Source organism: Blastococcus sp. TML/C7B (assembly GCF_016612845.1).
Taxonomy (GTDB): Bacteria; Actinomycetota; Actinomycetes; order Mycobacteriales; family Geodermatophilaceae; genus Blastococcus.
This window is the reverse complement of the sequence record NZ_JAEOAA010000002.1, coordinates 1,132,878-1,153,175: the sequence shown is the minus strand read 5'-3', so window position 1 is coordinate 1,153,175 and position 20,298 is coordinate 1,132,878. Positions and strand designations below refer to the sequence as shown.

Sequence of the window (20,298 nt, the reverse complement as noted above, 5' to 3'; positions counted from 1 at the left end):
TCAGGCTCCTGCGGTGCGGGGTCGGTTCGGCGGAGCGGTGACCGTCGGCTGGTCGAGCCGGTAGCCGGGCCGGCCGGCGGGGCGGCCGGTGTCCTCGCCGTGGTGGTGGCCGCCGCCGGGCTCGGCCGCGGCGCCGGCCAGCGGGCCGTCGTAGGTGATCAGGCCGGACTCGACGACGACGGCGCGGTGCAGCACCCCGGCCAGCGGTCCCGCCTCGTGCGTGACCACCAGCAACGTCGTCCCGGCGGCGGAGACGCGGGCCAGCACGCCGGCGAGCGCGTCCTGGCTGGCGGCGTCCACCCCGGCGGTCGGCTCGTCCATGATCAGCAGCTCCGGTTCGGCGGCGAGCGCGCGGGCGACGAGCACCCGCCGCTGCTGGCCGCCGGACAGCGACGCGACCGGGTCCTCCATGCGGTCGGTCATGCCGACGGCGTCCACCGCGTCGGCGACGGCGCGGCGGTCGACCGCGCCCAGCCGGCGGAACAGGCCCAGCCGGGCGAGCCGGCCCACCGAGACCACCTCGCGCACCGTCGCCGGTGCGGTGCCGCTGACCGTGTGCCGCTGCGGCACGTAGCCGACCCGGCCGCGCTCGTGCAGCCGGCCGACCGGGGCGCCGAGGACGGTGACCTCCCCGGCGAGCACGGTGGCCAGCCCGAGCAGGCCGCGGGCGAGCGTCGTCTTGCCGGAGCCGTTGGAGCCCAGGACCGCCACGGCCTCGCCGGCGTCGACGGTCAGGTCGACGCCGCGGACGATCGGCACCTCGCCGTAGCCGATGCTCGCCGCGCGCAGCTGGATGGCGGGTCCACCGGTCACGAGCAGGACTGCCCGTCGCGCAGCGTGGCCAGGTTCGACCGCATGACCTCGAGGTAGTCCTCGCCGGCGGAGTCGTCGCTCAGCCCCTCGACCGGATCGAGGACGGCGGTGCGGGCACCGGCCTCCGACGCCACCGTCTCGGCCACGGCCGGGTCGACCAGCGCCTCGGTGTAGACCGTGGTCACACCCCGCTCGGAGACGAGCCGGGAGATGGTGGCCAGCTGCGCAGGCGAGGGCTCCGCCGACGGGCTCAGCCCGTTGATGCCGACCACCTCGAGACCGTAGCGCTCGGCGAGGTAGCCGAAGGCGTCGTGCGCGGTGACCACGGTGCTCACCGCGCAGTCGGCCAGGCCGGCGCGCAGCTCGTCGTCGAGCGCCTCGAGGTCCGCGCGCAGCGCCGCCGCGTTGGTGGTGAAGGTGTCCGCGCCCTCGGGGTCGAGCTCGGTCAGCCGGTCGGCCAGGGCGTCGGCGACGTCGGCCAGCCGGGCGGGGTCCAGCCAGAAGTGCGGGTCGACGACGTCGTCGCCGTGGTCGTGGCCGTGGTCCTCGCCGTCCTCGTGCCCGGCGTCCTCCTCGGCGTCGTGCTCGGCGTCGTGCTCGTCGTCGTGGGCGTCGCCGGTCAGCAGGTCGGCGGCGTCCCCGGCGTCCCAGGTGTGGTCGCCGCCGGCGGTCTCGGCGGCCTCGTCCAGCGCGGGCTGGAATCCGGCCAGGTAGACCAGCAGGTCGGCGTCCTCGACGGCGGCGACGTCGCGCGGGGTGAGCTCGAGGTCGTGCGGCTCGCCCCCGGGCGGCGTGAGCGCCTCGACCGAGACGCGGTCCCCGCCGACCCGCTCGGCCGCCCACTCGAGGGGGTAGAAGCCGGCGAGCACCTGCACGCCGTCGTCGGTCGCGGCGTCGTCGCTCCCGCAGCCGGTGGTGATCGCCAGCACGGCGGTGGTGAGCGCGACGCCGGCCCAGCGGGACCTTCTCGTGAACATGAGAACCATTCTCACATGGCGGCCGTGCGTGCGGCTCGCGCAGGGGCTCGGGCGGGCACGCGTAGTCTCGCGGACGTGTTCGACGTCACGGAGCTGCCGCTGATCGGCGCTGCCGCGCTGCGTGCCCGGTCGGCGGCGCGCGTGCTGCGCACCCTGCCCACCGACGCCAAGGACGCCGCGCTGACCGCGATGGCCGAGGCGCTGGTGGAGCGGACCGAGGAGATCCTCGCCGCGAACGCCACCGACGTGGCCGCCGCGCGCGCCGACGGCACGCCCGAGTCGACCGTCGACCGGCTGCGCCTGGACGCCGACCGGATCGCCGGTGTGGCGGCCGCGCTGCGCCAGCTCGTCGCGACTGCCCGACCCGGTCGGCGACGTCGTCCGCGGGTCGCGGCTGGCCAACGGGCTGGAGCTGCGCCAGGTGCGGGTGCCCCTCGGCGTCGTCGGCATCGTCTACGAGGCGCGGCCCAACGTGACCGTGGACGCCGCCGGCCTGTGCCTGAAGAGCGGCAACGCCGCCCTGCTGCGCGGCTCGGCCTCGGCCTTCACCACCAACACCGCGCTGATCGCAGTGCTGACCGAGGCGGGGGAGAAGGCCGGCCTGCCGGCCGGGTTCGTGGAGCTGCTGCCCGCCGACCGCGCGTCGGTCGGCGAGCTGCTGAACGCCCGTGGTCTGGTCGACGTGGTCATCCCGCGCGGCGGCGCCTCGCTCATCCAGCGGGTCGTGCGCGAGTCCCGGGTGCCGGTCATCGAGACCGGCGAGGGCAACTGCCACGTCTACGTGGACGCCTCCGCCGACCCCGCGATCGCCGAGGCCGTCGTCCTCAACTCCAAGACCCACCGGGTGAGCGTGTGCAACTCGGCGGAGACGCTGCTGGTGCACCGCGACTTCCCGCACCTGCGCCGGCTGCTGGGCGCCCTGACCGACGCCGGGGTGACGGTGCACGGCGACCCCGCCGTCCTCGAGGCCGTCGGCGCCGGCGCGCCCGCCGTCCTGCCTGCCACCGACGAGGACTGGGCCGCGGAGTACCTGTCGATGGACATGGCGGTGCGCGTGGTCGACGACCTGCCGCAGGCTCTGGAGCACATCGCGCGCTGGACCACCGGGCACACCGAGGCGATCGTGGCCGACTCGGCGGGCGCCATCGCCGCCTTCACCGCCGGCGTCGACGCCGCCGCGGTGCTCGTCAACGCCTCCACCCGGTTCACCGACGGGGGAGAGTTCGGATTCGGCGCCGAGATCGGCATCTCGACGCAGAAGTTGCACGCCCGTGGCCCGCTCGGCCTGCCCGAGCTGACCTCGACCACCTACGTCGTCACCGGCCGAGGCCACATCCGCTGAGCGGTCCGTCCGGCCCGCGCCACCACGCCGGCCCACCCCCACCACCCGTAGGAGCTGTCTTGCCCCGTCCGCCGTCGCAGTCCCCGCACTTCTCCTCGGTCACCGACGTGTCCAAGCGGCTGAGCGAAGCGGGCTACCTGCCCGACGCCCAGATCGCCACCACGGTGTTCCTCGCCGACCGGCTCGGCAAGCCGCTGCTGGTCGAGGGGCCCGCGGGCACCGGCAAGACCGAGCTGGCCAAGGCGCTGGCCGCCGCGACGGAGTCGGACCTGATCCGGCTGCAGTGCTACGAGGGCCTGGACGAGGCCCGCGCGCTCTACGAGTGGAACTACAAGAAGCAGCTGCTGCGGATCCAGGCCTCGCAGGCCGAGGGCGGCGCGGACTGGGACACCGTCCACGACGACATCTTCGGTGACGAGTTCCTGCTCTCCCGCCCGCTGCTCACCGCCATCCGGCGCACCGACCCGACCGTGCTGCTCATCGACGAGACCGACAAGGCCGACGTCGAGGTCGAGGGCCTGCTGCTGGAGGTCCTGTCGGACTTCCAGGTGACCATCCCCGAGCTCGGCACGATCACCGCCACCCGCCGGCCGATGGTCATCCTGACCTCCAACGCCACCCGCGAGCTCTCCGAGGCGCTCAAGCGCCGCTGCCTCTACCTCGCCCTGGACTACCCCTCGGCCGACCGCGAGCGCGAGATCGTGCTGTCGCGGGTGCCCGACCTGGCGCCGGGGCTGGCCGACCAGCTGGTCAAGACCGTGCGGGCGCTGCGCGCGCTGGAGCTCAAGAAGTCGCCGTCGATCTCCGAGACGCTGGACTGGGCGCAGACCCTGCTGGAGCTGGGCCTGGACACCCTCGACGAGGGGGCCATGGCCTCGACCCTCGGGGTGGTGCTCAAGCACGCCAGTGACCAGGAGCGCGCCGCCGCCGAGCTCCGGCTGAACTGATGAGCGCCCCGGTGAGCCGCTCGCAGGAGCTCGGCGGGCTGGCCGGGCACCTCGACGGGTTCGTGCGCGCGGTGCGTGCGGCCGGTATCCCCGTCGGCATCAGCCAGGCCGTCGACGCCGCGGAGATCCTCACCGTGGTGGACCTGCTCGACCGCGAGCAGCTGCGGCACGGGCTGGCGGCGGTGCTGCTGCAGCGCGGCGCCCAGCGCCCGGCCTACGACGTCCTGTTCGACCTGTGGTGGCCGCTGTCGGACCGGCCGACGGCCTCGGACTCCGAGGAGTCGGAGGAGGGGGACGGCGAGCCGGGTGAGCCGCAGCAGGGCGGTCCGCGTCGGGACGACGCCGCGCTGGCCAAGGCGATGCGGGACCAGCTGTTCCAGTTGCTGCTCGAGGGCGACGAGGACGCGATCCGCCGCTTCGCCCGGCTGGCCGTGGACCGGCTCGGCAGCGGGCAGCCCAGCCCGACCGGGCAGTCGTACTTCAGCTACCGGGTCATGCGGGCGCTGTCGCCGGACACCCTCGTCGCGCAGCTGCTGGCCGGGCTGCTCGCCGAGGGCGACCGGGGCGGGCTCAACGAGCAGGTGGCCCGCCAGACGGTGCGCGAGCGGGTGGACGCGTTCAAGAACGCCGTCGAGACCGAGGTGCGGCGGCGGACGGCGGACGAGAAGGGCCGCGACCGCGTCGCCAAGAACGCGGTGCGCCCGCTGGCCGACCAGATCGACTTCCTGCGGGCGCAGTCCACCGACCTCGCCGAGCTGCGGCGGACGGTCGCGCCCCTGGCGCGCCGGCTCGCGGTGCGGCTCTCCGCCCGCCGCAAGATCGGGCGCCAGGGCCGGCTGGACTTCCGCAAGACGGTGCGGGCCTCGCTCGGCACCGGGGGTGTGCCGGTGGTGACCCACCACCGGCCGCGCAAGGTGCACAAGCCCGAGCTGGTCGTGCTTTGCGACGTCAGCGGCTCGGTGGCCGGGTTCAGCCACTTCACGCTGATGCTCACCCAGGCGCTGCGGGAGCACTTCACCGGCGTGCGCGCGTTCGCCTTCGTCGACTCGACCGACGAGGTCACCCGGTTCTTCAGCCCGGGGGCCGACGTCGCCGACGCGGTGCGGCGGATCGGGCAGGAGGCGAAGGTGGTGGCCTTCGACGGGCACAGCGACTACGGGACGGCGTTCGAGGTGTTCGCCGACAAGTACGCCTCGGCGATCGGGCCGAAGACTTCGCTGCTCGTGCTGGGCGACGCCCGGACGAACTACCGGCCGGCCGCGGTGCCGCTGCTGGCCAGCATGGTGCGCCGGTCCCGCTCGGCGCACTGGCTCAACCCGGAGCCGCAGCGGCAGTGGGGGAGCGGGGACTCCGCCGCCGACCGCTACGGCGAGGTCATCGACATGGTGGAGTGCCGCAACGCCGCCCAGCTGGCGGACTTCATCACCACGCTCTGACCTCCTGCACCACGCCCGACCTGCTTCACGCTCGACCCTGCACCACGCGACGGCCGCCGGCGGTCGGACCCGGCACCCGCCCGGTCCGGCCGCCGCTCCGCGTCGAGCAGTCGATCCGCCGACGTGGCGCCTCGTCGACGTGCCGCCGCGTCGACGTGGCGCCTCGTCGATCTGTCGACGTGTCGACCCGACGGTGGATCGACTCCGGTGCGCCGACCCGGTGCGCGGCTGTGCACGTGGGCCCGGCGCGCGCGTGGGCGCAGCAGTTTGTCTGTACCCGTGCGTAACCCCCGGGCGCGGCGGCCGTTGGTCAGGGCGGTGCCGGTGCTCCCGAGGGCCGGCACCGCTCGACCGCGGTAGGGCGGAGACGCCCGCGACCGGCTGCACGGGGGAGCCGGTCGCCGCGGGGCGGAGCGCTCTCCGGCCGGCGCGGAGCGGGCGCGCCCGGGCCGCTCGTCCGGGGGAGCCCGACCGGTGCGGGCACGGCCCGTTCCGGCGCTCCCGGATACGCTCGGTCGGTGACAGGCGGGCGGATCGGTGTGATGGGTGGGACGTTCGACCCCATCCACCACGGGCACCTCGTGGCGGCGAGCGAGGTCGCCGGGCTCTTCGGGCTCGACGAGGTCGTCTTCGTGCCGACCGGCCAGCCCTGGCAGAAGAGCGACCGGCAGGTGAGCCCGGCCGAGGACCGCTATCTCATGACGGTCATCGCCACCGCGTCCAACCCGCGCTTCTCGGTGAGCCGGGTCGACATCGACCGCGGCGGCCCGACCTACACGATCGACACGCTCGTCGACCTGCGTGCCCAGCGGCCGGACGCCGAGCTGTTCTTCATCACCGGCGCCGACGCCCTCGCCCAGATCATGACCTGGCGCGACGGGGACCGGTGCTTCGACCTCGCGCACTTCATCGGCGTGACCCGGCCCGGCTACACCCTCGCCGACCTGGACCTGCCCGACGGGCGGGTCAGCCTGGTCGAGATCCCGGCGCTGGCCATCAGCTCGAGCGACTGCCGCGGGCGCGTCGCCCGCGGGATGCCGGTCTGGTACCTGGTGCCCGACGGCGTCGTCCAGTACATCGAGAAGCGGGGTCTCTACCGGGAGGGCACGCGTCGTCGCCCGCCGGCCGCGCGTCACCGGCGGCGAGCAGGCCGGCCCGGCCGGGCCCCCGGTGGGCGACCGGCCCTCGTACGACCGACCGCCGGCCGGCTCGGCTGCTCCGCACGACCCCACCACTTCACCCACGTTCCAGGAGGTACCCCGATGACCGCCTCGGCCGAGGCGCGGGACACCGCGCAGCTCGCCGCTCAGGCGGCCGCCGACAAGCTCGCCACCGACGTCTCGATCGTCGACGTCAGCGAGCGGTTGGCGATCACCGATGCGTTCGTCCTCGCATCCGCGCCCAACGAGCGCCAGGTGCAGGCGATCGTGGACGCGGTCGAGGAGCGCCTCCGCGAGCACGGCATCAAGCCGGTGCGCCGCGAGGGCATGACCGAGAACCGCTGGGTGCTGCTCGACTTCGTCGACGTCGTGGTCCACGTCCAGCACGCCGAGGAGCGCGCCTACTACGCCCTCGAGCGGCTGTGGAAGGACTGCCCGACGATCCCGTTCGTCGACAGCGCCCTGCCGGCGCAGGCGGCGGCCGAGCCGTCAGCCGCAGCGGACGGGGCGTCTGCGGCGGAGGGCGAGCCGGCGACCCCGGAGGACGCGGCACCCGCCGAGGACGACGCCGACCGGTGAGCTCCGACGCGCCCCTCGCCCTGCCCGTCCGCCGGCTGATCCTCTGGCGGCACGGACGGACCGAGTGGAACGCCGCAGGACGCTTCCAGGGCCGGATGGACCCGCCGCTGGACGAGGTCGGTCGGCGGCAGGCCGTCGAGGCCGCGCCGCACCTCGCAGCCGCCGGGCGGCTGTCCGCCGACACGCTCGTGGTGTCGAGCGACCTGGACCGGGCTGCCGACACCGCCGCCGCGCTGACCCGTCTGCTGGGCGTGCAGCTCCGGCTGGACCCCCGGCTGCAGGAGCACGGCATGGGCTCGTGGGAGGGGCTCACGCGGGACGAGGTGGCCGAGCGGTACCCCGACCAGTTCGCGGACTGGCTGGCCGGCCGCCCGGTCCTCGGCCGCGGAGGCGAGGAGCCCGAGGAGGTCGCCGAGCGCGCTCTCGCCGCGCTGGCGGACCTGCCCCCGGCACCGGTCGCGGTCGTGGTGACGCACGGCGGCACCAGCGGCCGGCTCATCGAGCGGCTCCTGGGGCTCGGGTCGGGGCAGCGCCGGGTGTTCGGGCCGCTGGGCAACTGCGCCTGGAGCGAGCTGCGCGAGCAGTCCGGCTCCTGGCGGCTCATGCACCACAACGCATCGGCCCCGGCCCCGCTCGCGGCAGGCCCCGAGGGCGTGCCCGCGCGGGCCGACGGCAACCCCGAGGACGGCGCCGCGGGGCCGGTCGGGGACGCGGATGCGGTCGTCTGACCGGTTCTCCACGGGCGGGCGATAACCTTCGCCGCGTGCCCGTTGCCGTCGTGACCGATTCGACGGCGTACCTCCCGGCGGAGCTGCTCGAGCGGTACCGCATCGAGGTCGTCCCGCTGTACGTCGTCCTCGCGGGTCGCTCTGGGACCGAGGGCGGCTCGGTGGGGCCCGACGACGTGGCGCGGGTGCTCGGCACCCGCGGTGGACGGGTCTCCACCTCGCGCCCCACCCCCGGGGACTTCGTCGCGGCCTACCGGCGGCTGCTCGACGCGGGGGCGGACCGGCTGGTGTCCATCCACCTCTCCGCCGAGCTGTCGGGCACGTGGGACGCCGCCCGCCTGGCCGCCTCGCAGGTCGGCGAGCACGTCGTGACCGTCGTCGACAGCCGGTCGGCCGCCATGGGCAACGGCTTCGCCGTGCTGGCCGCCGCCCGCGCCGCGGACGCGGGTGCCGACGCCGCCGAGGTGGCCGAGACGGCCCGGCGCACGGCCGCGGCGACCCGGACCTTCTTCGTGGTCGACACCCTCGAGCACCTGCGTCGCGGCGGGCGGATCGGGCCGGCGGCCGCCCTCCTCGGTTCCGCGCTCGCCGTCAAGCCGGTGCTCCACGTGGAGGACGGGCGGGTGGTCCCGCTGGAGAAGGTGCGCACGTCCGCGCGCGCCCTGCACCGGCTGGTGCAGCGAGTCGTCGAGGTGGTGGACGGCCAGCCCGCCGCGCTCGCGGTGCACCACCTCGCGGCGCCGGAGCGGGCGGAGCGGCTGGCCGCCGAGCTGCGCGAGCACGTGCCGACGGCGCACGAACTGCACGTCAGCGAACTCGGCGCCGCCATCGGCGCGCACGTGGGCCCCGGGGCGGTCGGTGTCGTCGTCGCGCCGGCGCCGGAGGACCCCACCGAGCTGCAGGACGGCCGGGAGCAGGACGACCCGGAGCAGGGCGCCGACGGGTGACCGCCGTCGGGGTCGGGGGCCAGGAGCGCTGAGCGGTGGCATGCGCGCACCCTGCCCCGGACGGCCGACCCGGCGCCGGCTGACGTCCACAGGCCGGCCCTCCGTCCACAGGTTCCGCAGACGGCCCCCGCGCGCCGGGCGGGCTGCCTAGCGTCCGCGGGGTGCGCCAGACCTCCCGCCGTCCCGACGACGCCGACGTCATCCGTGCCCGGCTCCGCGCCCTGCTCGACGACGGGTTCCGCGGCGGGTGGGTTCCCGAGGAGGAGGACGAGGAGGACCGGCACGAGGCCGACCGACCGGCGCGACCGCCGGTCGCGTCGCCCGACGGGCCGGACCGCCAGGTGCCGTCGGGGCTGGGCCGGCACCGGGCGCCCGGGCCCGCGGTGCGGTGGAACCCCGGCCGGCCCGGTGCCCGCGCACTCTGGATCGCGGGCCTCCTCACCGGCCTGCTGGTCGTCGCCGGTACGTGGCTGGACCGCCCCCGCGTGGAGCCCGTGCCGCCGGTCCGGGCCGGCAGCGCGGCGACGACCGCACCCGTGCCCGCCCCCGAGGTGGGTGAGGTCGCCGGGACCGCGGCTCCCGTCGTCGTCGCGGTCGTGGGCCTGGTCGGCCGCCCGGGCCTGGTCACCCTGCCCACGGGCGCTCGGGTGGCCGACGCCGTGGAGGCGGCCGGGGGCCTGCTGCCGGGCACCGACCCGGCCGCGGTGAACCTCGCGGCCCTCGTCAGCGACGGGCAGCAGATCGCGGTGGGCGTGCCCCCGGCAGCGGGGGCGCCCCCGGCGAGCGCCGGAGGCGCAGGCGCCGGGCTGGTGGACCTGAACACCGCGACCGTTCAGGACCTCGACGCGCTCCCCGGGATCGGTCCCGTCCTCGCCCAGCGGATCGTCGAGCACCGGAGCAGCCAGGGGCCGTTCCGCAGCGTCGACCAGCTGGACGACGTCCCGGGCATCGGACCGGCGATCGCGGCGGAGCTGGTCGAACTGGTGACCGTGTGACCGCGCCCGGGCAGCAGCGGAGCGATCGCGCAGAGGGCCGCTGGCAGTGGACGGACCTGCGTCTGGTGCCCGCGGCCGGCGCCGTGTGGGCGGTCAGCCTGGCAGCGCCGCACCTGGCTCCCGCGCTGCTGGCCGGGGTGTCGGTCGCCGCGGTGGCCGCGGCGTGGAAGGCCCGCGACCACCGGAGCGCGGGAGCCACCGTGCTCCTGACCGTGCTCGCCGCGCTGGCCGTGACCGGCGGGACGGCGGCCGTCCGGGGCATGGACCGCGAGTCCTCGCCCCTGCGCCTCATCGCCGACGACCGGGGCACCGTGACCGTGGACCTTCGGCTGGACGGCGATCCGCACCTGCTCACCGGCAGCGGGCGCCCCCGGGTGGTCGTCGACGCGACCGTCACGGCGCTGCACGACGGGGCGCTGGTCCGGCGGCTGGACGCGAGCGTGCTGCTCTTCGCTCCGGAGGAGGGCTGGCGGGACCTGCTCCCGGGCCGACCGGTGCGCACCGAGGCGCGGGTGGCCCCGCCGCAGTCGGGCGACGAGGTCGTCGCCGTGCTCTCCGCCCGCGGGCCACCGACGGTCCTGGGGGACACCGCCGGCTGGCAACGGGTCGCCGGCGGGCTGCGGAACGGGCTGGCCGAATCAGCGGCGCGGGTGCTCGATCCGCGACCCGCCGGGCTGCTCCCCGGTCTCGTGGTCGGCGACACCCGCGGGATGGATCCCGTCCTGGACGAGGACTTCCGGCGGGCCGGCCTCGCGCACCTGACGGCCGTCTCGGGCGCCAACGTGGCGATCACGATCGCCGCCGTGCTGTGGCCGCTGCGCCGGAGGGCCGTCGACCGCAGGGTCCAGGCCGCGGTCGGGAGCGCAGCCCTGGTCTGCTTCGTGGTCCTGGCCCGCCCGGAGCCGAGCGTGGTGCGGGCCGCCGCGATGGGCGCGGTGACGTTGCTGGCGCTGGCCTCGGGCCGGGTGCGGATGGCGGTACCGGCCCTCGCGGCGGCGGTCTGCGTGCTCCTGCTGCTCGACCCCGGCCTGGCGAGGGACCCCGGCTTCGCGCTCTCCGTGCTCGCCACCGCCGCGATCGTGCTGCTGGCACCCGGCTGGTCCCGGCGGCTCCGGGAACGGGGCTGGCCGGCACCGGTCGCCGACGCGCTCGCCGTCAGCGCCGCCGCCGGGCTCGCGACGGCGCCGCTGATCGCCGCGCTGTCCGGGACGGTGAGCCTGGTGTCCCTGCCGGCGAACCTGCTCGCCGCACCGGCCGTGGCCCCGGCGACGGTGCTCGGGCTGCTGGCCACCCTCGTGGCACCGGCGCTGCCGCCGGTCGCGGACCTCCTCGTCCGGGGAGCCGGCTGGCCCACACGGTGGCTGGTGCTGGTGGCCGAACGGGCGGCGCAGCTGCCCGACGCGGCACCCGGCTGGCCCGCGGGCCTCGAGGGCGCGGTGCTGCTGGCGGCGATCCTGCTGGGCGGCAGCTGGGCTCTGTGGCGGTTCCGCCGCCTCCGGCCGCTGGCGCTGGCGGTCCTGCTCGGGCTGGTCGTGATCGGGTGGCCGGTCCGGCAGGCGGTCCGCGGCTGGCCGCCGCCGGGCACCGTGGTCGTCGCCTGCGACGTGGGGCAGGGCGATGCGCTGGTGCTGCCGACCGGGCCGGGGGAGGCCGTGCTCGTGGACGCGGGACCGGACGTCGCGGCCGTCGACCGGTGCCTGGACGACCTCGGCGTGGACCGGCCTGCCGCTGGTCCTCCTGACGCACCTGGACGCCGACCACGTGGGCGGCCTCGCCGGCGCGTTCGGCGGTCGGGCCGTCGGGGTGGTCGCGACCGGTGTCCTCCCGCCGGCCGAGGACCGGCTGCCCGCCGTCGACGCCCTGGTGCGCCGGACCGGCGCCGAGCGGGTCCGGCTGGTGGCGGGGGAGCGGCGGACGCAGGGCGCGGTGCTGATCGAGGTGCTGGCGCCCGCGCCGGAGCGGGCGACCGCGGGCGCGGAGGCCAACGACCTCTCGCTGGTCGTGCGCGCCACCGTCCGCGGCCTGCGCGTGCTGCTGACCGGCGACCTGGGGGCGGAGGCGGAGGCCCGGTTGCGCCGCGACGGGACCGACCTGGCCGCCGACGTCCTCAAGGTGCCGCACCACGGCAGCGCGGACGCCGATCCGGCGTTCCTGGCCGCCACCGCGGCGCGGGTCGCACTGGTCTCGGTGGGCGCCGACAACACCTACGGGCACCCCGCACGGACGCTCCTCGAGACGCTCGCGCGCACCGGGATGACCGTGCACCGCACCGACCGGCAGGGCGACCTGGCCGTCGTCGGCTCGGCCGACGGGTGGGGCGTCGCCGCGCGCGGCCGCAGCCCGTGACGGCAGCCCGTGACCGCCGACCGTCGGCGGCCGGTCGTGTCGGTCCCGCGTGGCACCATGCAGGCGTGCCTGCCGCTCCCGTGCCACCGACCTCGCGGCTGCGGGTGGTGACCGGGGAGGAGGAACTGCTCCGGTCCCGCGCGGTCTCCGCGGTGCGGGCCGCGGTCGTGGCCCGCCACCCGGACGCCGAGCTGCACGAGCTCGCCGCCCTCGGGTTGCCCCCGGGCCAGCTGGCCGACGTGCTGGCGCCCTCGCTGTTCGGCGGCCACCGCCTCGTGGTCGTCACCGGTGTGCACGAGTGCGCCGCGGTGCTGGCCGAGGCCCTGACCAGCTATGCGAAGGACCCGGATCCCGAGATCACGCTGGTCATCGTCCACTCGGGCGGCAAGCGCAACGAGGCGCTGGTCAAGGCGTTCGTCGCCGCCGGCGCCGCCGTCGACGAGTGCCCGAAGATCAGCTCCGCCGGCGACCGGGCGGCGTTCGTCCGCAACGAGGTCCGCACCTTCGGTGGCCGGATCACCGGCGACGCGCTCACCGCCCTGGTCGACGCCGTCGGCAACGACCTGCGCGCGCTGTCGGCGGCCGCCAGCCAGCTGGTCTCGGACTTCGGCGGCACGATCGACGGGGACGCGGTCGCCCGGTTCCACCGCGGGCAGGCGGAGGTCACCGGCTTCACCGTCGCCGAGCGGGTGCTGGTGGGGGACCGGCAGGGCTCGATAGAGATGCTGCGCTGGGCGCTGCAGCGCGGGGTCGCGCACGTGCTCATCGCCGACGCCCTGGCCGACGGGGTGCGCACCGCGGCGCGGGTCGCCTCGCTCAGCTCCACCAACCCGGGCGAGCTGGCCCGCACGCTCAAGATGCCGCCGTGGAAGGTCAAGAAGGCGCAGGCCCAGGCGCGGGGCTGGAGCATCGACGGGCTGCAGCAGGCACTGGGCGTCGTCGCCGAGCTCAACGCCGACGTCAAGGGCGTCGCGGCCAGCGCCGACTACGCGCTGGAGAGCGCGGTCCGCCGGATCGTCGAGATCCGCGCCTCCACCGGCCGCGGCCGGGTGCCCGCCGGCCGCTGACCGCCGGCTCCACCAACGCGAACGAGCCCCCGTCCCGCGAGGGGAGGAGGGCTCGTGCGCGTCCGCGTCACAAGGACGCGGGCTGCCGGATCAGAGACCGGCGGTGAGCTTCGCCAGACCCGACTTGCGGTTGGCGGCCTGGTTCTTGTGGATGACGCCCTTGCTGGCGGCCTTGTCCAGCGCCTTGTTGGCGGTGCTCAGAGCGGTGGCCGCAGCGGCGGCGTCCCCGGACTCGGCAGCCGTGCGGACGCGCCGGACGGCCGTCTTGAGGGCGGACTTGACCGCGACGTTGCGCTGACGCGCCTTCTCGTTGGTCTTGATCCGCTTCATCTGGGACTTGATGTTCGCCACGCGTGAGCCTCGGTGTCTCGACAGGAGGGAGTACTTCTGACAATCGTGCTGAAGTTCTGCGTCCGGGCGCTGTGCGTACGCACGACGATGCGCACACGGACCGGCCTGCCAAGATACCAGCGTCCCGGCGCCCGCCCCAACCCGCGGGTGCGGAGGCGCAGCACACATCGCCGGTGGTGTGCCGCGCCGGCGGGAGGACGTGGGACGATGGCCGCACTGTGACGACTCCCGCTACCACCGACCCGGCCCTCATCCGGAACTTCTGCATCATCGCCCACATCGACCACGGCAAGTCGACGTTGGCCGACCGGATGCTGGAAGTCACCGGGATCGTCGAGGCCCGGCAGATGCGCGCCCAGTACCTCGACCGCATGGACATCGAGCGCGAGCGCGGTATCACCATCAAGGCGCAGAACGTGCGCCTCCCGTGGCAGGTCGAGGGCACCGAGTACGTGCTCGACATGATCGACACCCCGGGGCACGTGGACTTCACCTACGAGGTGTCCCGGTCGCTGGCCGCCTGCGAGGGCGCGGTGCTGCTGGTCGACGCCGCGCAGGGCATCGAGGCGCAGACCCTGGCCAACCTCTACCTGGCCATGGAGAACGACCTCACGATCATCCCGGTCCTGAACAAGATCGACCTGCCGGCCGCCCAGCCGGAGAAGTACGCCGCGGAGATCGCGCACATCATCGGCTGCGAGCCCGACGACGTCCTCCGGGTCAGCGGCAAGACCGGTGAGGGCGTGCCGGCCCTGCTGGACGCGATCGTCGCGCAGATCCCCGCGCCCGTCGGCGAGGCGGCGTCGCCGGCCCGGGCGATGATCTTCGACTCGGTCTACGACATCTACCGCGGCGTCATCACCTACGTCCGCGTCGTCGACGGCCGGATCTCCGCCCGCGACCGGATCAAGATGATGTCCACCGGCGCGACGCACGAGCTGCTCGAGATCGGCGTCATCTCCCCGGAGCCCAAGCCGGTCGACAGCCTCGGCGTCGGCGAGGTCGGCTACTTCATCACCGGCGTGAAGGACGTCCGACAGTCGCGCGTCGGTGACACCGTCACCCACCAGCACAAGCCGGCCGCGGAGCCGATCGGCGGCTACAGCGACCCCAAGCCGATGGTCTACTCCGGCCTGTATCCCATCGACGGCAGCGACTACCCGCTGCTGCGCGAGGCCTTGGACAAGCTGCTGCTCAACGACGCCGCGCTGACCTACGAGCCGGAGACCTCCGCCGCGCTGGGCTTTGGCTTCCGCGTGGGTTTCCTAGGCCTGCTGCACCTGGAGATCGTGCGCGAGCGCCTCGAGCGCGAGGCCGGGATCAGCCTCATCTCGACCGCGCCCAACGTCGTCTACCGCGTGATCATGGAGGACCGCTCCGAGATCACCGTGACCAACCCGAGCGACTGGCCCGAGGGCAAGATCGACAAGGTCTACGAGCCGGTCGTGAACGCCACGATCATCGCGCCGAGTGACTACACCGGCGCGATCATGGAGCTCTGCCAGGGCCGCCGCGGGCAGCTCGGTGGGATGGACTACCTGAGCGAGTCCCGGGTCGAGCTGCGCTACTCGCTGCCGCTCGGCGAGATCATCTTCGACTTCTTCGACGCGCTGAAGTCCAAGACCCGCGGCTACGCGAGCCTGGACTACCAGGAGGCCGGCGAGCAGGAGTCCTCCCTGGTCAAGGTGGACATCCTGCTGCAGGGCGAGGCGGTCGACGCGTTCAGCGCCATCGTGCACAAGGACAAGGCGTACAGCTACGGCGTGATGATGGCCGGCAAGCTGCGCGAGCTCATCCCGCGCCAGCAGTTCGAGGTGCCGATCCAGGCCGCCGTCGGCTCCCGGGTCATCGCCCGCGAGACGGTGCGCGCCATCCGCAAGGACGTCCTCGCCAAGTGCTACGGCGGTGACATCACCCGCAAGCGGAAGCTGCTGGAGAAGCAGAAGGAGGGCAAGAAAGCGGATGAAGATGGTCGGCCGCGTCGAGGTCCCCCAGGAGGCCTTCGTGGCCGCGCTCTCCACCAACGAGTCCACCGCCTCCAAGAAGTGAGGCTGCCGGGCCCCGGCCGGGTGGACGCGGTCTGCGTCTCGGGCACGGACCTGCCCGCGGTCGAGGGCCGCAAGCCGCTGCGCACCGGGATCGACAAGCGGCCGGTGACCGGCCGGGTCGCCGTCCACCCGCTGGGGCTGGAGGGCGACGTCCAGGTCAACCGCCGGCACCACGGCGGCGAGGGGCAGGCGGTCTACGCCTACGCGCAGGAGGACGCCGACCACTGGGCCGCCGAGCTGGACCGCGAGCTCCCCGCCGGCCGCTTCGGCGAGAACCTGCGCACCACCGGCCTGGACCTGCGCAACGCCGTCCTCGGCGAGCGGTGGCGGATCGGGACGGCGCTGTTCGAGGTCACCGCCTGGCGCACCCCGTGCGCCAACTTCGCCCGCTTCTGGGACGTGCCGGACCTGGTCAGGCGCTTCGCCGCGCACGGCGCCACCGGCGCCTACCTGCGCGTGCTCGAGACCGGTGAGCTCGGCGCCGGCGACGCCGTCGAGATCGTGTCCCGCCCCGAGCACGGCATCACCGTCGAGACCGGTTTTCGCATCGTCATGACCCAGCAGCACCGGCTGCCCGAGCTGGCGCCGGCGCTCGCCCACCTGCCGTTCAAGGACCAGCCGAAGCTCGCGGGGAAGATCGCCGCGCGCCTCGGGTGACCGATCTGACCGCCCTGCACGCGTCCGGGGGCCCGGCCGCCTGAGAGAGTGGGGGAGAGCCGTTCTCCCGGCTCCCGGACGAGCGGTGCCGTACCCGGTGTGCGACAAGACGGCGCCAGAGGAGTCCTGCGATGTCGTGGCTCGTGCTCGTCGTGTCCGGGTTGTTCGAGGCCGTGTGGGCCACCGCCCTGGGCCGGTCCGAGGGGTTCACCCGGCTGGTGCCGTCGGTCGTGTTCAGCGTGGCGATGGTGTTCAGCATGGTCGGGCTGGCCTACGCCATGCGTGAGCTGCCCGTCGGCACCGCCTACGCGGTCTGGGTGGGCATCGGGGCGTCGGTCACGGTCGTCTACGCGATGGCGACCGGAACCGAGCCGGTGTCGCTGGCCAAGGTGCTACTGATCCTCGGCCTGATCAGCTGCGTCGTCGGCCTCAAGGTCGTGCACTAGGGCAGACCCCGGGGCCGACGACGGCGGTCAGAGGGTGAAGACGATCTTCCCGTTGGTCCGGCCCTCGGCCATCCGGGCGAAGCCTTCCCGGGCCTCGGTGAGCGGGAGCTCGACGTCGATCTGCGGGCGGACGCCGGTGACGGCGCACATCCGGATGAGCGCCTCGAGCTCGTCCTTGGTGCCCATCGTCGACCCGATCACCGACAGCTGGGTGAAGAACACCCGGTTGAGCTCGGCGCCGGGGTCGAAACCGGTGGTCGCGCCGGAGGTGACCAGCACCCCGCCGGGCTTGAGCGACTTGATGCTGTGGCTCCAGGTCGCCTTGCCGACGGTCTCCATGACGCCGTCGACCCGCTCGGGCAGCCGGGCGCCGCTCTCGAACGCCTGCTCGGCGCCGAGCGCCAGGGCCGCGGCGCGCTTCTCCTCGCTGCGGCCGGTCACCCAGATCCGGTAACCGGCGGCGCGGCCGAGCACGATGAGCGCCGTCGCGACGCCGCCGCTGGCGCCCTGCACGAGCACCGTCTGCCCGGGCCGCAGGCCCGAGCGGACGAACAGCATCCGGTAGGCGGTGAGCCACGCGGTGGGCAGGCAGGCCGCCTCGGCGAACGAGAGGTCGGCGGGCTTGGGCAGCAGGTTGCGCTTGGGGACGGCGACCCGCTCGGCCATCGAGCCCTGGTGCACCTCGGAGAGCAGCGAGCGCTTCGGGTCCAGCGTCTCGTCGCCCATCCAGTCGGGGCTGGCGATGACCCCGTGGACGACCACCTCGTTGCCGTCCTCGTCGATCCCGGCGGCGTCGGTGCCCAGGATCATCGGCATCTTCTCCTGCGGCAGGCCGATGCCCTGCAGGCTGAACAGGTCGTGGTGGTTGAGCGACACGGCCTTGACCTGGATCGTCGTCCAGCCGTCGGGGACCACGGGCTCCGGGCGCTCACCGACCTCGAGGACGGAGAGCGGGTCCTTCGGGGCGGGCGTGGAGACGAAGGCAGCGAGCATGACCGGACGCTAACCGAGGTGCGGCGGGGCAGCGACGCGGGTGGCGCAGCGCACCCCTAGCCTGTGGTCCGGCTCACCCGACCGACGGCAAGGGGTTCCTCCGATGGCGACACGTGCACTCGTTCTCGGTGGCGGCGGCGTCGCCGGCATCGCCTGGGAGCTCGGCCTGCTCAGCGGCTGGGCCGCCGAGGGCGTCGACGTGACCGCGGCCGACCTGGTCGTCGGCACCTCGGCCGGCTCCGTGGTGGGCGCCCAGGTGCGCCTCGACGGCGACCTGCAGGCCCTCTACGCCCGTCAGCTGCTCCCGCCGGTCGGCGAGATGAAGGTCGACTTCGACGGGGTGTCGGCGATGACCGTCTTCGCCGACGCGATGAAGGGCGCGACGGGGGAGCAGGACGCACGGGCCCGCCTCGGCGCGGTGGCCCTCTCGATCGACGCCGTCCCCGAGGCGGAGCGCCGGGCCATCATCGAGGGCCGGATCGGCGACCCCGAGTGGCCCTCCGGCCGGCTGGTGATCACCGCCGTCGACACCGCCGACGGCGAGTTCCTGCCGTTCGACTCGACCTCGGGCGTGCGGCTGCTCGACGCGGTCACCGCCAGCTGCGCGGTCCCCGGCGTCTGGCCGCCGGTCACCGTGGACGGCCGCCGGCTGATGGACGGCGGGATGCGCTCGGTCACCAACGCCGACCTGGCCGCCGGCTGCGAGAAGGTGCTGATCGTGACCCCGACCCGCGGCATGCCCGGTGGCCTGCTCGGGCCCGGCCTCGACCGGGAGATCGAGATCCTGGAGAAGGAGGCCGAGGTGCTCGTGGTCACCGCCGACGAGGCCTCGCTGGCCGCCTTCGGCAGCAACGTGCTGGACCCGGCGACCCGCGAGCCCTCGGCCCGCGCCGGCCGGGCCCAGGCCGCCACCACGATCGAGGCGGCCCGCGCCTTCTGGGGCTAGCCCCGGATGACCACCACGTGCTCCCCGCGGGGCACGAACTCCCCGATCACCGGGGCGCCGGGCACCTCGCCGCCGAGCAGCAGGCCACCGGATGTCTGCGCGTCGGCGAGCAGCAGCGCCTCGTCCTCGGTCACCGCGGACAGGTCGGTGTGCGGGCGGACCCAGTCCAGGTTGCGCCGGGTGCCTCCGGAGACGAAGCCGTCGGCCAGCGCCTGCCGGGCCCCGGCCAGGTAGGGGACGGCGGCGGCGTCCACGACAGCGGTGACGCCGCTGGCGCGGGCCATCTTGTAGAGGTGCCCGAGCAGGCCGAACCCGGTCACGTCGGTGCCCGCCCGGATGCCGGCGGCGACCGCGGCCTGCCCGGCCTCGCGGTTGAGCGCGGTCATCGAGGCGACCGCCTCCTCCGACACCTCGCCGGTGGCCTTCATCCGGCTGTTGAGCACCCCGACGCCCAGCGGCTTGGTGAGGCTGAGCGGGGTGCCGGCGACCGCGCCGGAGTTGGTGATGATCCGGTCGACGTCGACCACGCCGGTGACGGCCATGCCGTACTTCGGCTCCGGGTCGTCGATCGAGTGCCCGCCGCCGACGTGGCAGCCGGCCTCGTGCGCCACCTCGAGGCCGCCGCGCAGCACCTCGGCGGCCAGCTCGGCCGGCAGCACGTCGCGCGGCCAGCCCAGCAGGTTCACCGCGACGACCGGGGTGCCGCCCATGGCGTAGACGTCGGAGAGCGCGTTGGCCGCGGCGATCCGGCCAAAGGTGTACGCGTCGTCCACGACGGGGGTGAAGAAGTCGGTGGTCAGCACCAGGCCCTGGCCGCCGGCGATCCGCACCACAGCGGCGTCGTCCCCGTCGTCCAGGCCGACCACGAGCTCGGCAGCGGGATCCGCGGGGCCGCGGTCGGTGAGCCCGGCGACGACGGACTCAAGCTCGCCGGGCGGGATCTTGCAGGCGCACCCGCCGCCGTGCGCGAACTGGGTGAGCCGGATGGCAGGCGCGATCGTCACGCCACCGACCGTAGTCGCGGACGACCCGCCGGGCCGCCGGTCAGGCCCGCCCACCCGGCAGCAGCACCAGCCGCGGCGGGACCGGCTGCTCCGGCTGGGCGCGTCGGGCCCGGCCGGCGGGGTGCCGCGAGCGCTCGCCGGCCGCCCGCAGCTCCGCCCGCCGTTGCGGGTCGGGCTCCAGCGCGGCGAGGACCTTCTCCAGCGCGCCGCGGCCGGCCTCGGCGAAGGGGCCCTCGGGCCGGGCGGTGAGCGCCACGGCGACGGCGGCCGCCTCCTCAGGGGTGAGGGTCACCGGCGGCAGGAGCGCGGGGGAGCGGGACTCGGTGCGGTTCACGGTCGGGATGCTGGCAGCGACCTCCGACACTTTTTCCGGGGTCCCGGCCCGTAGGCTGCCCGGCGGAGGCGTCAGGGTGTCTGGTGACCCCCGCGGCCTCTAAAGCCGACGTGGCCGAGCAGCTCGGCCAGGCGGGTTCGATTCCCGTCCGCCTCCGCCACACCTCCTCGCCCGCCTACGCT

At 74.9% G+C, this 20,298-nt stretch carries 18 protein-coding genes, 1 tRNA gene, 2 pseudogenes and 1 riboswitch; of the genes and pseudogenes, 15 read left to right on the top strand and 6 right to left on the bottom strand.

Translation table 11 applies throughout. The annotated features are described in order from the left end of the window. Entirely contained in the window at window positions 1-813 is an 813-nt protein-coding gene (locus JKP76_RS18485) for an ATP-binding cassette domain-containing protein (RefSeq protein WP_309233048.1), read from the bottom strand. Then, a complete protein-coding gene (locus JKP76_RS18480) occupies window positions 810-1,799 on the bottom strand; it encodes a metal ABC transporter substrate-binding protein (protein ID WP_242472014.1) in 990 nt (329 codons plus the stop codon). Before JKP76_RS18480 ends, JKP76_RS18485 begins: the two co-directional genes overlap by 4 nt. 313 nt (window positions 1,800-2,112) lie before the next feature. On the opposite strand from JKP76_RS18480, the gene JKP76_RS18475 reads away from it, so the two are divergent. The 10 genes and pseudogenes from JKP76_RS18475 (at window position 2,113) to holA (ending at window position 13,337) form a co-directional block, all read left to right on the top strand. Continuing rightward, window positions 2,113-3,132, top strand: coding sequence for a glutamate-5-semialdehyde dehydrogenase (locus JKP76_RS18475; protein WP_309233047.1), 1,020 nt, complete (start codon window positions 2,113-2,115; stop codon window positions 3,130-3,132). A gap of 59 nt (window positions 3,133-3,191) precedes the next feature. Further along, window positions 3,192-4,079 carry a MoxR family ATPase gene (locus JKP76_RS18470; RefSeq protein WP_200492224.1) on the top strand — a complete coding sequence of 296 codons (888 nt, stop codon included), beginning with the start codon at window positions 3,192-3,194 and terminating at the stop codon, window positions 4,077-4,079. 11 nt (window positions 4,080-4,090) lie between these two features. Next, on the top strand, window positions 4,091-5,515 hold the full coding sequence (locus JKP76_RS18465) for a VWA domain-containing protein (protein WP_309229538.1): 1,425 nt from the start codon (window positions 4,091-4,093) through the stop codon (window positions 5,513-5,515). A 518-nt stretch (window positions 5,516-6,033) separates the two neighbouring features. Then, entirely contained in the window at window positions 6,034-7,254 is a 1,221-nt protein-coding gene (nadD, locus tag JKP76_RS21770) for a nicotinate-nucleotide adenylyltransferase (protein WP_309233046.1), read from the top strand. Next, window positions 7,251-7,982, top strand: coding sequence for a histidine phosphatase family protein (locus JKP76_RS18450; protein ID WP_200492221.1), 732 nt, complete (start codon window positions 7,251-7,253; stop codon window positions 7,980-7,982). The genes nadD and JKP76_RS18450 overlap by 4 nt, the downstream gene beginning before the upstream one ends. Before the next feature lie 35 nt (window positions 7,983-8,017). Further along, a complete protein-coding gene (locus JKP76_RS18445) occupies window positions 8,018-8,929 on the top strand; it encodes a DegV family protein (RefSeq protein ID WP_200492220.1) in 912 nt (303 codons plus the stop codon). A 161-nt stretch (window positions 8,930-9,090) separates the two neighbouring features. Further along, window positions 9,091-9,924 (top strand): ComEA family DNA-binding protein, encoded by an 834-nt coding sequence (locus JKP76_RS18440; RefSeq protein WP_200492219.1) that lies wholly within the window; start codon window positions 9,091-9,093, stop codon window positions 9,922-9,924. Window positions 9,925-10,184: 260 nt separating this feature from the next. Beyond that, window positions 10,185-11,345 (top strand): annotated as a pseudogene (locus tag JKP76_RS23660) (ComEC/Rec2 family competence protein); the annotation flags it as partial. 340 nt (window positions 11,346-11,685) lie between these two features. After that, the gene (locus tag JKP76_RS21760; protein ID WP_242472386.1) at window positions 11,686-12,270 is read left to right on the top strand and encodes a ComEC/Rec2 family competence protein; all 585 of its coding nucleotides are present in this window, start codon (window positions 11,686-11,688) and stop codon (window positions 12,268-12,270) included. A 65-nt stretch (window positions 12,271-12,335) separates the two neighbouring features. Further along, window positions 12,336-13,337, top strand: coding sequence for a DNA polymerase III subunit delta (gene holA / locus JKP76_RS21755; RefSeq protein WP_309229683.1), 1,002 nt, complete (start codon window positions 12,336-12,338; stop codon window positions 13,335-13,337). A gap of 90 nt (window positions 13,338-13,427) precedes the next feature. Here the strand turns inward: holA and rpsT are convergent, their stop codons facing one another. Continuing rightward, a complete protein-coding gene (rpsT, locus tag JKP76_RS18430; RefSeq protein ID WP_200492218.1) occupies window positions 13,428-13,688 on the bottom strand; it encodes a 30S ribosomal protein S20 in 261 nt (86 codons plus the stop codon). A gap of 218 nt (window positions 13,689-13,906) precedes the next feature. Between rpsT and lepA the strand changes: the two are divergent. From lepA to JKP76_RS18415, 3 genes and pseudogenes are all read left to right on the top strand, one after another. Continuing rightward, window positions 13,907-15,737, top strand: a pseudogene (lepA, locus tag JKP76_RS18425) (translation elongation factor 4). Then, window positions 15,734-16,393 carry an MOSC domain-containing protein gene (locus JKP76_RS18420; RefSeq protein ID WP_309229542.1) on the top strand — a complete coding sequence of 220 codons (660 nt, stop codon included), beginning with the start codon at window positions 15,734-15,736 and terminating at the stop codon, window positions 16,391-16,393. The pseudogene lepA and the gene JKP76_RS18420 overlap by 4 nt, the downstream one beginning before the upstream one ends. 53 nt (window positions 16,394-16,446) lie before the next feature. Then, window positions 16,447-16,512: riboswitch (guanidine-III (ykkC-III) riboswitch) on the top strand. A 12-nt stretch (window positions 16,513-16,524) separates the two neighbouring features. Further along, window positions 16,525-16,839 carry a multidrug efflux SMR transporter gene (locus tag JKP76_RS18415; protein ID WP_200492217.1) on the top strand — a complete coding sequence of 105 codons (315 nt, stop codon included), beginning with the start codon at window positions 16,525-16,527 and terminating at the stop codon, window positions 16,837-16,839. A gap of 27 nt (window positions 16,840-16,866) precedes the next feature. On the opposite strand, the gene JKP76_RS18410 is transcribed toward JKP76_RS18415, so the two are convergent. Then, window positions 16,867-17,832: a zinc-binding dehydrogenase gene (locus JKP76_RS18410; RefSeq protein WP_200492216.1), complete on the bottom strand. Its 966-nt coding sequence runs from the start codon at window positions 17,830-17,832 to the stop codon at window positions 16,867-16,869. A 103-nt stretch (window positions 17,833-17,935) separates the two neighbouring features. On the opposite strand from JKP76_RS18410, the gene JKP76_RS18405 reads away from it, so the two are divergent. Further along, window positions 17,936-18,778, top strand: coding sequence for a patatin-like phospholipase family protein (locus JKP76_RS18405; RefSeq protein WP_200492215.1), 843 nt, complete (start codon window positions 17,936-17,938; stop codon window positions 18,776-18,778). On the opposite strand, the gene selD is transcribed toward JKP76_RS18405, so the two are convergent. Both selD and JKP76_RS23655 read right to left on the bottom strand, forming a co-directional pair. Beyond that, entirely contained in the window at window positions 18,775-19,782 is a 1,008-nt protein-coding gene (gene selD, locus JKP76_RS18400) for a selenide, water dikinase SelD (RefSeq protein WP_200492214.1), read from the bottom strand. The genes JKP76_RS18405 and selD overlap by 4 nt on opposite strands. 40 nt (window positions 19,783-19,822) lie before the next feature. Then, a complete protein-coding gene (locus tag JKP76_RS23655; protein ID WP_200492213.1) occupies window positions 19,823-20,116 on the bottom strand; it encodes a hypothetical protein in 294 nt (97 codons plus the stop codon). 64 nt (window positions 20,117-20,180) lie between these two features. On the opposite strand from JKP76_RS23655, the gene JKP76_RS18390 reads away from it, so the two are divergent. After that, window positions 20,181-20,276, top strand: a tRNA-OTHER gene (locus JKP76_RS18390). Window positions 20,277-20,298 lie beyond the last annotated feature (22 nt).